Source organism: Alteromonas stellipolaris (assembly GCF_001562115.1).
GTDB lineage: Bacteria > Pseudomonadota > Gammaproteobacteria > Enterobacterales > Alteromonadaceae > Alteromonas > Alteromonas stellipolaris.
Genome location: NZ_CP013926.1, coordinates 2,842,628 through 2,856,142 on the forward strand (window position 1 = coordinate 2,842,628; position 13,515 = coordinate 2,856,142).

Sequence of the window (13,515 nt, forward strand, 5' to 3'; positions counted from 1 at the left end):
TAAGACTAATGCTAAGGGTTAACCGGGATAATTTACGTAACAGTCATGAAACGCCCTGGTTAGTCCTAGATTTAGTCATGCTAGGTATTTTATTTTTAAACCTAGCATGGCTAATTTTCGATGCCTTGTACGCTACCGACTTTATCTATTCTCAAATAGATGCCTTCTTTCCCGCATTAATTAACGCTTACGACCCCATTCACCACAACTTCTTGTTGGTTGATTTAGTCTTCATTGGCATTTTTCTTACTGAATTTTGTTTTAGGTGGATAGTAGCCATTATGCGTAAAGAGCACCTGCGCTGGTACTTCTTTCCCTTCCTACACTGGTACGATTTAGTAGGTCTAATCCCGCTTGGTGCTACACGCCTGTTCCGCTTTTTACGCATATTTTCAATTTTACACCGATTGCACAAGTATCAAATTATCGATTTAAACCGCACTGCTATTTTTCGCTTCTTTGCCTTTTACTACGATGTGTTTGTAGAAGAACTCAGCGACAGAATTGTGGTAAAGGTGCTCAGCGATGCCCAAAAAGACATTGCTGCAGGCTCGCCCTTAGTTGATGAAATTACCGAGCAAGTTCTTGCGCCCCGTCGCCCGGTTATCACTCAATGGATGGCAGGCGTTATCAATCACCTTGGGCAATCAATAAGTAGCGATGAACATGGTGAAGTAATACGCGAGCATGTCCGCAAAAGCGTAGGTAAAGCGGTGCGCGGGAATGCGCAAGTATCTACCCTGAATTACTTGCCAGTTATCGGCAAAACCATTGAGAATACGTTGGAAGAATCGGTAACCGATATCGTCACTATGTCGTTGGTAAATTTATTGTCTGATATAGACGCTGAGCGCATCGACCACTTCATTTCTGTTGGTATGCACGATTACACCCCTACAGCCGATGCATTAGATAAGGAAGTATTACAGGTGGTGAATGAATGCTTAGAATTGATGAAAGGACACATTGCGCAGCAACGCTGGAAGTCGGAGCTCGCTAAAAAAGAGGCTAGCATGCCAATGACAGATCCTTCAGAGGAAAATGGTTTAAACAAAAATTTATAAATAAACCTTATTGCCACCATTAAAACTTAATGATAACTATTATTATTTAAATACTCATATGATAGACTTTGCCTCATATAATTGGTTTTAGTCTTACATTTTGAGGAAATAAAGAATGTCGAACGGTCGTAAAGGTTGGTTTTACCCTTCCTTAACCGCATTAGCGATAGCGGTAGCTACATCACCTGTTGCACAAGAGCAAGAAGATGAAAGCCTTGAGCACATTGAAGTAAACCCTATGCAGTCGTATAGAAGTACAGCCACTAAGTCTTCTTTACGCCCTATCGATTCACCAGTAAGCATTAGTGTTATTGACCAAGAGCTCTTACAATTGCGTCAGGCGCAAACCGTATCAGAAGCCCTTCGTTATAGCTCTGGGGTAACCACTGAAAGCCGCCCTACTATCACTATTTTCGACCAGTTTACTATCCGAGGGTTCGATACCTACCAAACCTTTTACGATGGGTTACCGCTTTTAAGCAACAATAGCTGGAACCTTTATCCTCAAGTGGATTCTTTTGCCACTGAGTCACTAGAGATTCTAAAAGGCCCTGCGTCATCCCTTTATGGCCTAGTTCCTCCAGGCGGTATGGTGAATCAAGTCGCCAAATACCCGAAAGACGAAGACGAAACCTTGGTTCGTGCAGCTGTAGGGTCGGATAACTTGCTTGAGCTTGGTGTAGATACCACAGGTCAGCTTACCGATAACGCCCGCTATCGTCTTGTGGCATTAGGCAGAAAGCAAGATGGCTTCCAGGACACTACTGAAAATGAGCGCTACACCATAGCGCCTTCTGTCACCATAGATCTTACTAAGGCTACTGAACTTACGCTGTCTGCGTATTATCAAGACGACCCTGAAATGGTGCCATCTACCCCACTACCTGGTGTTGGTACGCTTTATGAAGCCCCTTACGGGAAGCTTGACGCCAGCGTTTATGCTGGTGATGAGAACTGGAACAGTTATTCACGTGAAGTGCTTATGCTTGGTTACAAAGTTAACCACGAATTTAATAACGATTGGTCGGTATTACAAAAATTCCGCTATACCGATGCCGATGCACTGCAGCAAAACTCTTATCATTCGGGAGAACCAACGGATGGTATTTACTTAACCCGCTCTGCTTATTTAACCGATGAAGAAATCGATGGCGTAACTGTCGATACCCAACTGGCTGGGTTTGTACAAACCGGTGATGTGGCACATAACCTATTGTTTGGTTTGGATTATCAAAATTCAGACTCTACCGTAGCGTATCGCGATACTTTGACCACAGATACGCCGGTGCTTGATTTGAGTAATATTGATAACGATCTTTTCGATGTAAGTTCGCTTCCATTGGATTTTTATCAAGAAGACCACGTTATCGATATTGAGCAAATCGGCTTTTATCTTCAAGACGAAATTCGCATCGATAACTTCACCTTCTTGTTAAATGGCCGCTACGACCAATTTGAAAGCACCGATGTGGCAGCCAATGAATATGCTGGCTTTCCTTATGGAAGCACCACAGAAATTGACCAAAATGAGTTTTCAGGCCGTGTGGCCGCTATGTACACTTTTGATTCAGGCTGGCGCATGTATGTAAATTACTCTGAATCTTTCGAACCTGTTTCAGGCACCGACTCAGTTACTGGCGAGGCCTTTAAGCCTACTACCGCAGACCAAATTGAAGTTGGTACTAAGTATATCAGCGGTGATGGCGCAACCACATTTACGGGTGCTTACTTCGTACTGACTAAACAAAACGTAGTGGTAAATACGTCAGACTTTGCGCAATATACGCAAAATGGCGAAGTTGAATCTAAAGGCGTTGAGCTAGAACTTAATACTCGTGTAACCAACGCATTGTCGCTTCAAGCAAATGCAACTTTCCTTGATATGGAAGTGACCGAAGATACATTAGACCCCGACGTGGTTGGTAAAACACCAGTATGGGTTGCTGAAGAAAGTGCCTCTGTTTGGGCTAACTACTTCTTCGACGACGCATTAGACGGCCTAATGCTAGGTGCAGGTGTACGCTACGTGGGTGAAACGCAAGTAGATAAGTACAACACCGACACTGTGCCTTCGTACACCTTGATTGATGCGGTGTTGTCTTACGACATGCCACAGTATGATTTAAAACTAACTGGAAGCGTAAGTAACCTTACTGACAAGGAATATGTAGGTGCTTGCTACGATACCAACAACTGTTGGTATGGCGCACAGCGTAGATTTGAAATTGGTATTGAAAAGCGTTTTTAAGCGAATAGTTATTTGATAATAAGGGCTTAGCTGATGACGTCAGCTAAGCCCTTTTTTGTTTTTAGCGCCTAACCTCTGCGCCAAGTCGTGCCTGCAGGTCCGTCCTCTAATACTATATTTTTAGCATTAAGTGCGTCACGAGCTGCATCTGCGGCAGCCCAGTCTTTGGCAGCACGGGCATCGTTACGCTGTTTTATTAGCGCTTCAATTTCAGCGGCTTCATCATCGTTTTCACTGCCGCCTTTGAGGAATGTATCTGGGTCGCTTTGCAGCATACCCAAAATAGCCCCTAAACCTTTAAGTACCGCGGCTAGCTTGCTCGCTTCTTCCGCATTATCTTTGTTACGGTTTATTTCACGTGCTACATCAAACAATACCGAGAACGCTTCAGGCACGTTTAAGTCGTCATCCATAGCAGTTTCAAAGCGCGCTAAATAACCGCCGTAGTTGAGGTCGGTAGACTCATCTACTGCTACACCGCGAAGCGCAGTGTATAAACGCTCTAATGCCGCTTTCGCCTGGGTGATATTATCTTGCGAGTAGCTCAACTGACTGCGGTAATGTGCCGACATTAAGAAGAAACGTAAGGTTTCAGCATCATGCTCTTGTAACACGTCACGAAGGGTAAAAAAGTTACCCAGTGACTTAGACATTTTCTCGTCGTCTACTTGCACCATACCAGCGTGCATCCACACGTTTACGTAAGGTGTGTCAAATGCGCAGCATGACTGCGCCACTTCGTTTTCGTGGTGCGGAAAAGTAAGGTCAGAACCACCACCGTGAATATCAAAATGTGCACCTAGATGCTTTTTATTCATGGCAGAACATTCAATGTGCCAACCAGGGCGCCCTTCGCCCCAAGGGGATTGCCAAGCTGGCTCGCCTGCTTTCGCGGGCTTCCACAGGACAAAATCTAATGGATCGTCTTTATCAAATGCCACTTCAACACGCGAACCCGATTGAAGCTGATCTAGGTCTTGCTTGCTCAACTTACCATAATCGGGGAATTTGCTTACGTCGAATAATACATCGCCATTTGAAGCTTGATAGGCAAAACCTTTTTCCATCAATATTTTAATAATATCGATGATTTCATCCATATGACCGCTAACTGTCGGCTCTACATCTGGCTCAAGTAAATTGATAGCCGCAAAATCTTCGTGCATTTTGCCAATAGTGCGCTTAGTTAACGCTTCGAAGGTTTCACCGTTTTCATTTGCACGGGCAATAATTTTGTCGTCAATATCAGTAATATTACGAACGTACTTCACATCAAAACCTAAATGACGTAAATATCGAACAAGTATGTCGAAACTAAGGTAAGTGCGAGCATGCCCCATATGGCTTAGGTCGTACACGGTAATACCACACACATACAAGCCCACCTTCCCTTCTTGAAGCGGCACGAATTTCGCCTTGTCACGGGTACGGGTATTGTAAAGGTGTAGCATAAAGTGAATTCCTAAGTATCAAAATGGCCGCAAAGTTTAGCACTGTATGTTGCCAAATGGTAAGATTTTGCGATGCTTTTTATCATCGCTACTTCCCCGCATGGCTGGTTATGCGGTAATATTACCGAGTATTTACTTTTATAAAGGCAGGACACGCACAAATGGTTACTCTCAAAACAAACTTTGGTGATATCACCCTAGAATTATTTGAAGACAAAGCCCCTAAAACCGTAGAAAATTTCTTAGCTTATGTTAAAGAAGGTTTTTACGATGACACTATTTTTCACCGTGTCATTGACGGTTTCATGATTCAAGGCGGTGGTTTCACTGCAGATATGGATCAAAAAGACACCAAAGATACCATTGAAAATGAAGCAAACAACGGCGTTGCTAACGAGATTGGTACTATTGCGATGGCTCGTACTAACGATCCGCATTCAGCAACTGCGCAATTTTTCATTAACGTTGGCAACAACAGCTTCCTTAACCACACTAGCGAATCAGTAAACGGCTGGGGCTACTGTGCGTTTGGTAAAGTTACCGACGGAATGGACGTAGTTGAAAAAATCAAAAGCGTGAAAACCGGTTCAAGCGGTTATCACCAAGATGTGCCAGCAGAGCCTGTTATTATTGAAAAAGCAGTTGTAGCCTAGGTCTATTTAGTGGGCGTTTGAAACTTCAAATGCTCGCTATCGCTACATCTTGAGTAAAGGCCGTATTAGTTTAAAGCGGCCTCTTCTTTTCGAAACGCCTTTCAAAGTTGTTCATTTCTATGTCATTTACTTACTTCATCGCCGATTTACACCTAAGTGCAGACCGCCCAGATATCACCGGGTGTTTAATACAGTTCTTAGAAAATGAAGCCAAAGAGGCCGATGCCCTTTATGTATTGGGCGACTTATTTGAAGTATGGATTGGCGATGATGACGTTACCCCATTTAATACCGCTGTTGCAGAGGCATTCAAGACTTTAAGCCAACATGTGCCTATCTATTTCATGCATGGCAATCGAGATTTTGCTATACGCGAAGGCTGGGCAAATAAAGCGGGCATGACACTCATCAACGAACCCACTGTCATTGACTTATACGGGACACCCACACTTATCACCCATGGCGATGAGCTGTGCACCAACGATGTGGCTTATCAAAAATTCAGAAAGAAATCTCGCGGTTGGTGGTGGCCAAGGCTAATGCTGGCCCTACCTTTATGGTACAGACGCCGGGTTGCAAGAAATGGCCGAGCGGAAAGTAAAGAAAACCAAAAGCACCTTAAACCAGACATCATGGATGTGACACCCACAGAAGTGGTTAAGGTCATGGAGCGACATAAAGTACAGCGCTTAATTCATGGACACACACACCGACCCAACATCCACTCACTGACAACAAATGGCAAACCCGCAACCCGAATCGTATTGGGTGACTGGTACGATCAAGGCAGCACTTTGTGTGTGTCACGCTCTAATGTTATGTTACAACATCACAGTTTTAAGTAGTAATATCTGATACTTAGCATCCTGTCACACTAAAAATTTCATAAATTTAATTTTATTATTTGTCTTTTAAGTATGCTTTTCTAACGCCCTAATTTGTAAAGATAATTTACAAATAGTCTTGCATCCCTTCTTTTAAATTTTGTACTTAGTAGTTGCTTTGTTAAAGCCCGTTCAAAAATCTGTCAAATAAACGTCATTTACACCATATATCGTTGAAAATAGCGCAGACAAATGATAACGAGAATTAATTTCATTTGGGAACGTACGCACTAGTTAACAATAAAACTGACAATCACAATCAAATTTCAATGTAGGGAACGACGATGAATCGTACTTGGAAAACGAAGTTAAGTGCTCTTGCACTTGTTGCTTCATCTGGTTTGCAAGCAGCTGTTTTACCCGAACACCAAACAGATAACGCATGGTATTCAGACGCGCAAAGCAAACTTACTGAAAAACTAGTGACAAACAACCAGTTCAAAGCCAAAAACGTGATTTTGTTTGTAGGCGACGGAATGGGTGTTTCTACGCTTACTTCTGCGCGCATCTACAAAGGGCAGCTTGAAGGCGGTTTGGGCGAAGAAGGTTATTTGGCATTTGAAAGCTTTCCTCACACAGCCTTAGTTAAAACCTACAATGTTGATGCACAAACTCCAGACTCAGCGGGCACTATGACCGCGATGATGTCAGGCCTAAAAACGGATGTAGGTGTTATTGGCGTTGATGAAGATATTGAACGCGGTGAATGCGCTACTGTTGCCGGCAATGAAGTTATTACTGCACTTGAACTTGCTGAAATTAAAGGTTTAGCGACCGGTATTATCTCTACTGCACGTATTACACACGCTACGCCTGCGGCCACTTACGCTAAATCGGCTGACCGCAACTGGGAAGATATTTCAGATATGCCAGAAGAGGCTGCTGCGGCCGGTTGTATTGATATTGCCGACCAACTAGTCAATTTTGAGAGCTTCCTAGAAGAAAGATACACAGGTATTGATGTAGACGGTATTGAAGTTGTTATGGGCGGTGGCCGTCGTCACTTCTTACCTAAAGACGCGTCATTTAACAGCGCCGATGCGGTTAGCGAAGTAGAAGGCGATCGTACAGACGATCGTGACCTTACCGCAGAATGGCAGCAGATGTATGAAAATGGTGTTTATGTTGTTGATCAAGCAGGTTTCGACACTTTAGACACTGAATCAACAGAACGGGTTTTTGCTTTGTTCAACGAGTCACACATGCAGTACGAAGCAGACCGCGCCAATGACGTAGCGGGCGAGCCATCTATTGCTGAAATGACCGAAGCTGCGGTAAACATTTTAGATAACAACGATGCTGGTTTCTTCTTAATGGTTGAGTCAGGCCGAATTGACCACGCCCACCACGCTGGTAATGCAGCCGGTGCACTTACAGATACTTTGGCGTTTGAAGCCGCTGTTATGGCTGCTTATGAAAACACAGATCCATCGGAGACACTTATCTTAGTGACTGCTGATCACGGCCATGTATTTACTATTGCAGGCTATCCAAAACGCGGTAATCCCATTTTAGGTAAAGTGGTCAATGTTGGAGCAGAAGAACCTGCAACAGCGTCTGACGGCACGCCATATACCACATTAGGTTACACCAACGGCTTAGGTTTTCGTGACCTTGGAACAGAAACCGATTCTGATGAAGGCTACAACTACGATAATGCGGCAGGTCGTGTGGACTTGACCGATGTAGATACCACTACCGCCGGGTATCACCAAGAAGCACTTATTCCACTTGGATCTGAAACTCACTCTGGTGAAGATATAGCATTACACGCAACCGGACCAGGAAGTCAATTAGCACAAGGTGTGATAGAACAAAATGTTGTTTTCCACCTAATCAACCAAGCCCTTGGCCTGATAAACGAATAAGTGGAGAAGAACAATGAAACTTTTTAAATTGAGTATTGTTGCATTAGCAGTTGCCGGCCTAACCGCTTGCTCTCTTGAAGGTGACGACGGTAATGATGGCGCAGCAGGAGTTGATGGCTCAAATGGCCTTAACAGCTTAACCGTGCAAACTGCGTTAGCGGTAGGTGATGCAAACTGCCCGAATAGCGGTGTACAGTTTGATTCTGGCCTAGATACCAATGCAGATGGCACGTTAGGTAGCGACGAGATTACCGATACAAGCTACGTTTGTTCTCCAGGCAGTTCTGAAGTTGCAACCGGTGAGCTACTTACTACTTTGAACAATGACTGGTTTATAGCCGCCAGTGCAGAAGTGGAAAACAACAAGCAAGTGTGGATGGATGCGACCGGCACCTCAGCAAGCATATCTAGCGCTAATATCGAAGTAGCTCAAGTAGCTAATGATGAAGAATTACAGGCTATGGTAGCCGACCTTCGCGGTAAAGCGAAAAACGTTATTCTGTTCGTTGGTGACGGCATGGGCATTTCAACCATTACAGCCGCACGAATTCTAGATGGCCAATTAAAAGGGCTTGATGGCGAAGAAAACCAGCTTAGCTTTGGTAAATTCCCATTCTCTGGACTGTCTAAAACGTATAACGTTGATGCACAAACTCCAGACTCTGCTGGCACCATGACAGCCATGGTAAGCGGTGTAAAAACAGATGTAGGTGTTATTGGTGTTGATGAAGACATTGAGCGAGGCGAATGCAGTACGGTTGCTGGCAACGAACTCGTAACCGCATTAGAACTTGCAGAAATAGCGGGGAAATCTACCGGTATTATATCTACTGCTCGTATTACTCATGCTACGCCAGCCGCTACTTACGCCAAGTCAGCCGATCGCAACTGGGAGGATATATCTGATATGCCTGAAGATGCGGTTACTGCTGGCTGCCTTGATATTGCTGATCAGCTAGTAAACTTCGAAACTAACTTAGAAGCTAACTATGAAGGCTTAGACGTTGATGGCTTAGAAGTAGTAATGGGTGGCGGCCGCCGCCACTTTCTTCCCAAAGATGCTGCATTTAATAGTATAGATGCTGCAAGCGAAGTTGAAGGTGATAGAACGGATGGCCGAGACCTTACCGCAGAATGGCAAGAAATGTATGAAAATGGTGTTTATATTGTCGACCAATCTGGTTTTGATGGCTTAGACACTGAAACGACAGAACGCGTATTTGGTTTATTTAATGAATCGCACATGCAATATGAAGCTGATCGCGGCAACGATATTGCTGGTGAGCCTTCGGTGGCAGAAATGACTGAAGCGGCTATCAATATTCTTGATAATAACGATGAAGGCTTCTTCCTTATGGTTGAATCGGGTCGTATTGACCATGCTCACCATGCTGGAAATGCTTATGGTGCTTTATACGACACTTTAGCCTTTGCAGATGCTGTTGCCATGGCTGACGAGCTGACTAACGATGAAGATACACTTATTATTGTTACTGCTGACCACGGCCATGTATTTACCATTGCAGGCTACCCTAAACGTGGTAATCCTATATTAGGTAAAGTGGTAAATGTTGGCGCTGATGAAGCCGCTACCGCGTCTGATGGTACACCCTATACCACATTGGGTTACACCAATGGTCTTGGCTTCAGAAACCTTGGCGATGAAACCAATTCAGATGCGGGTTACGCTACAGCGTACGATACAGGTCGCAAAGACCTTACTGATATCGACACCACAACCCCGGGTTATCACCAAGAAGCGTTAGTTCCAATGGGCTCAGAAACTCACTCAGGAGAAGACGTGAGTATTCATGCTAAGGGCCCTGGCGCTTTCCTAGTAAATGGTACAAACGAACAAAGCGTAATCTTCCATATTATGGACTTCGCGGGTGACTTCGTTACCCAAGCAGACGCCGTAGTGGAATAAAAAATTACGTTTATCGTCAGTTCATAAGGGAGCGTTTACGCTCCCTTATTTCGGAGTTTTATATACATGAAGTACCTAGTTTTACCCTCGTTAGCTTTAGCCACGTATGTTATTTCAGCCCTACTAACGGCAGCGCCTAGCCTCGCAACATCTGTTATCACAAATTTGGACACCCACTCCAGCACCGCAGAGTTGGACAGCCACACAACTAGTAATCTGGACACCCACACAAAATGCGAACTTGAAGCGGGTAACCTGAAAGCAGACTATACCGTCACTACCCGCCGCGGATTCACTCTGGGCAATAGCACCGAAATTTCGCTTTTGCGCTATAACAATACTGTTGCTCACCAATACCCCAAGGTTGGCATTACTGAAACTTGGACAATGGTACGAAACAAGCTAATCAAGCCTGTTCGTTATTTTGATAAGCACGAACGCGCTATCGAATATCAGCCAGGCGAAAGTATTCACGGCCGAATAGAAAAAGACTTTTCATTTCGTTATCAGTTAATTAGCAATACTTTGCTAAACAAAATGACTTTAGAGCGTTCTGAAGGCAAAGGTTGTATGAGAATTGAGTATTTAACTTATCAAAATAACAAAGTGGATATGGTGCTCGCTTTGCTACCTGAGTTAAAACTAATCCAACAGTTTCGTGTGATTGAAAAGAATACTACCCGAGAGTGGTCATTAGTTTCAGTTGACCACAATTTAAACTTAGAAGCATTTTTTGAAAGCCGTGATAAATACAAAGCTACCGATTATGCTGACATTGGCGATGATCATACCGACCCCTTTTTAACCAATATGGTAAATCAAGGGTTTATAGAAGCTGGCGCTAGCGGATTTTACGACCAAAATGGGAATGTGATAGGTGAAGGCCACCGACATTAAACTTTAGGTTTATCATATAAAACTGTCCCTAATTTGGTCGTTTTTCACTGGATATATAAACAGAATGTGATATAAAAAGGTTAGTAAAAACTTCATCAGGGACGGTGTAAATGTTAGATATTTTGCTGAGTGACGCTAATTTTTGGTTTAGCATCGCGTTAGCCACAGTAGCTATTTTATTTATTATAGAGATTGTGGGGCTTGTTTTTGGCATAAGCATGGTTGGCTTGCTTGACGATATGCCTATCTCAAATATTGATGTAGAAAGTAGTTCTATTCTTAGTTTTGGAAACTGGCTCAATTTAGATAGAGTCCCACTGTTGATATGGCTTGTGGTGCTTCTAACCATTTTCGGTTTACTCGGGTTTGTGACTAATTTCGCCACCCAATCTATCGCTAATATCACCCTCCCCGTTTGGGTTTCACTCCCTTTTGCTGCCGTTGTCGGTATCATATTCACATCGAAAGTGAGTGTGATAATTGCCGCTGTCATTCCCAAGTTTCAAACTTCAGCCATTCAAAGCGACGACTTCATTGGTGCTGTAGCGCATATTACTATTGGCATCGCATCAAAGGGGAATCCGGCAGAAGCTAAATTCACCGATGATTATTCACAGCCCCACTATGTTTTAGTCGAACCTTTTGAAGACAATGAACTCTTCAAGCAAGGTGAACGCGTTATCCTTGTTAAGAAAACTACCCACAGCTGGTTAGCCACCCGTTATCAATAATAAATAAGAGACTGAGTATGGAAACCCTTCAAACATCAAACTTACCTTCATTGCTATTTATTGCAGGTATTATTGTTATATCCCTTATCACCATTGGGCTTATTTTTGCCAAACTGTACACTCGAGCGACCAAAGAAACTGCCTTTGTTCGAACAGGCCTTGGTGGCGAAAAAGTCATCAAAGATGGTGGCGCGATAGTGCTCCCTGTTGTACATGAAATTATTCCAGTCAATATGAACACACTTCGTATAGAAGTGGAAAAAACGCAAAAAGATGCGCTTATAACGAAAGATAGAATGCGCGTTGATGTTAAAGCTGATTTCTATCTTCGCGTGGCGCCTAATTCAGCCGGAATTTCTATGGCAGCGCAAACTTTAGGTACGCGTACAACCCGAGCAGAAGAAGTTAAAAAACTAATGGAGTCGAAATTTGTCGACGTGCTACGCGCGGTAGCAGCTGAGATGACCATGACTGAAATGCATGAGCAACGTGCCGATTTTGTACAGAAAGTACAACAAAGTGTAGCCAACGATCTTGAAAAGAATGGATTGGAGTTGGAATCTGTAAGCTTAACGGGATTCGATCAAACCGACCTAGAATTTTTCAATGAAAACAATGCATTTGATGCCGAAGGTAGAGCCCGTCTGGCTAAAATAATTGAAGAAAAACGCAAAGAAACTAACGATATTCAGCAAGAAAACCGTATTCTTATTGAACAACGTAACCTAGCTGCCGAGAAACAGTCTTTAGAGGTTAAGCGCGATGAAGAAGAAGCTCGATTGATGCAAGAGCAAACCCTTGCATTTAAACGCCAAGAACAAAAAGCAGAAATCTCAAAGCAGCGTGAAATGAAAGAGCGTGAAGAGCGGGAAGCTGAAATTGCTAAAAACCGTGCTATTGAAGCGGCTGAAATTGAAAAGTCTCGCGAAATAGAAACCCAAGAGATTGCGAAAAGCCAAGCTCTTGAGCAAGCCCGCATTCGTCAACAGCAGGAAGTTGAAGTTGCCGAGCAGGTGAAACAAATTGCAGTAGCTAACAAATCGGAAGAAGAATCGGCGGCTCGAGCAAAAGCTGCGGAAGCAGAGAAAACCAAAGTTGAAAAAGAAGAAGCCGTTATTACCGCTAAATTGGTGGCCGACGCTGAACGTAAGAAGCAAATTGAAGTCATCGATGCGCAAAAAGAAGCGGAACGCGATGCGGTGAACATTACTGTTGAAGCAGCTGCCAAGAAAGAAGCAGCTAAAAATACTGCAGAAGCCATTCTCACTGAAGCAAAAGCCAGTGCTGATGCGAAGATGCTTCAAGCCGAAGCCGATGAAAAAGTACTTGCTGTAGAAGCTGCAGGTAAACAAGCCCTTTATGAAGCTGAAAATACGCTGAAAGACGAGCAAATTGAACTGCAAAAATCGCTCGCTATGATGGAAGTATTACCTGAACTGATTGAACAAGCGGTTAAGCCACTTGAAAACATTGAAGGCATAAAAATTCTTCAAGGTTATGGGCAAGGCAATAGCCAATCTGGCAATGGACAAACCGTTTCCACAGGGGGAGGTTTAGCCGACCAGGTTACTCAAGCCGCCCTTAGTTACCGTGCCAATGCGCCAGTGGTAGATGCTATGCTTCGTGAAGTGGGCTTGGTGAATAGCGAAAACGGCACCCTTGATGACCTACTTACTGGCAATAGTCAGATACTGACAGGCACCGCCGCCAGTGCGTCAGTGGCTAAAACTCCAGCCCCACCAAAACCGGATAAACAAGCTAAGTAGTTTTGAACAGCCACTGATATATTTAA

10 protein-coding genes are annotated in these 13,515 nt (G+C 43.8%); 9 read left to right on the plus strand and 1 reads right to left on the minus strand.

The annotated features are described in order from the left end of the window. Positions 1 to 8: 8 nt before the first annotated feature. Positions 9 to 1,064, plus strand: coding sequence for an ion transporter (locus AVL57_RS12105; RefSeq protein ID WP_057791026.1), 1,056 nt, complete (start codon positions 9 to 11; stop codon positions 1,062 to 1,064). 115 nt (positions 1,065 to 1,179) lie between these two features. Next, positions 1,180 to 3,312 (plus strand): TonB-dependent siderophore receptor, encoded by a 2,133-nt coding sequence (locus tag AVL57_RS12110; protein WP_057791024.1) that lies wholly within the window; start codon positions 1,180 to 1,182, stop codon positions 3,310 to 3,312. Between the two features lie 68 nt (positions 3,313 to 3,380). On the opposite strand, the gene cysS is transcribed toward AVL57_RS12110, so the two are convergent. Continuing rightward, entirely contained in the window at positions 3,381 to 4,763 is a 1,383-nt protein-coding gene (gene cysS / locus AVL57_RS12115; RefSeq protein ID WP_057791022.1) for a cysteine--tRNA ligase, read from the minus strand. A gap of 161 nt (positions 4,764 to 4,924) precedes the next feature. Between cysS and AVL57_RS12120 the strand changes: the two genes are divergently transcribed. The 7 genes from AVL57_RS12120 to AVL57_RS12150 all read left to right on the plus strand — a co-directional run bounded on the left by AVL57_RS12120 (position 4,925) and on the right by AVL57_RS12150 (position 13,489). Continuing rightward, positions 4,925 to 5,416 carry a peptidylprolyl isomerase gene (locus AVL57_RS12120; protein WP_057791020.1) on the plus strand — a complete coding sequence of 164 codons (492 nt, stop codon included), beginning with the start codon at positions 4,925 to 4,927 and terminating at the stop codon, positions 5,414 to 5,416. 119 nt (positions 5,417 to 5,535) lie between these two features. Continuing rightward, a complete protein-coding gene (gene lpxH, locus AVL57_RS12125; RefSeq protein ID WP_057791018.1) occupies positions 5,536 to 6,261 on the plus strand; it encodes a UDP-2,3-diacylglucosamine diphosphatase in 726 nt (241 codons plus the stop codon). Between the two features lie 323 nt (positions 6,262 to 6,584). Next, entirely contained in the window at positions 6,585 to 8,168 is a 1,584-nt protein-coding gene (locus AVL57_RS12130; RefSeq protein ID WP_057791016.1) for an alkaline phosphatase, read from the plus strand. A gap of 13 nt (positions 8,169 to 8,181) precedes the next feature. Next, positions 8,182 to 10,095, plus strand: a complete 1,914-nt coding sequence (locus AVL57_RS12135) for an alkaline phosphatase (protein ID WP_057791014.1) — start codon at positions 8,182 to 8,184, stop codon at positions 10,093 to 10,095. A 66-nt stretch (positions 10,096 to 10,161) separates the two neighbouring features. Next, a complete protein-coding gene (locus AVL57_RS12140) occupies positions 10,162 to 10,992 on the plus strand; it encodes a hypothetical protein (RefSeq protein WP_057791011.1) in 831 nt (276 codons plus the stop codon). Between the two features lie 110 nt (positions 10,993 to 11,102). Then, positions 11,103 to 11,723 carry an OB-fold-containig protein gene (locus AVL57_RS12145; protein ID WP_057791009.1) on the plus strand — a complete coding sequence of 207 codons (621 nt, stop codon included), beginning with the start codon at positions 11,103 to 11,105 and terminating at the stop codon, positions 11,721 to 11,723. 17 nt (positions 11,724 to 11,740) lie between these two features. After that, complete coding sequence (locus AVL57_RS12150; protein ID WP_057791007.1) at positions 11,741 to 13,489, plus strand: flotillin family protein; 1,749 nt, start codon at positions 11,741 to 11,743, stop codon at positions 13,487 to 13,489. Positions 13,490 to 13,515 lie beyond the last annotated feature (26 nt).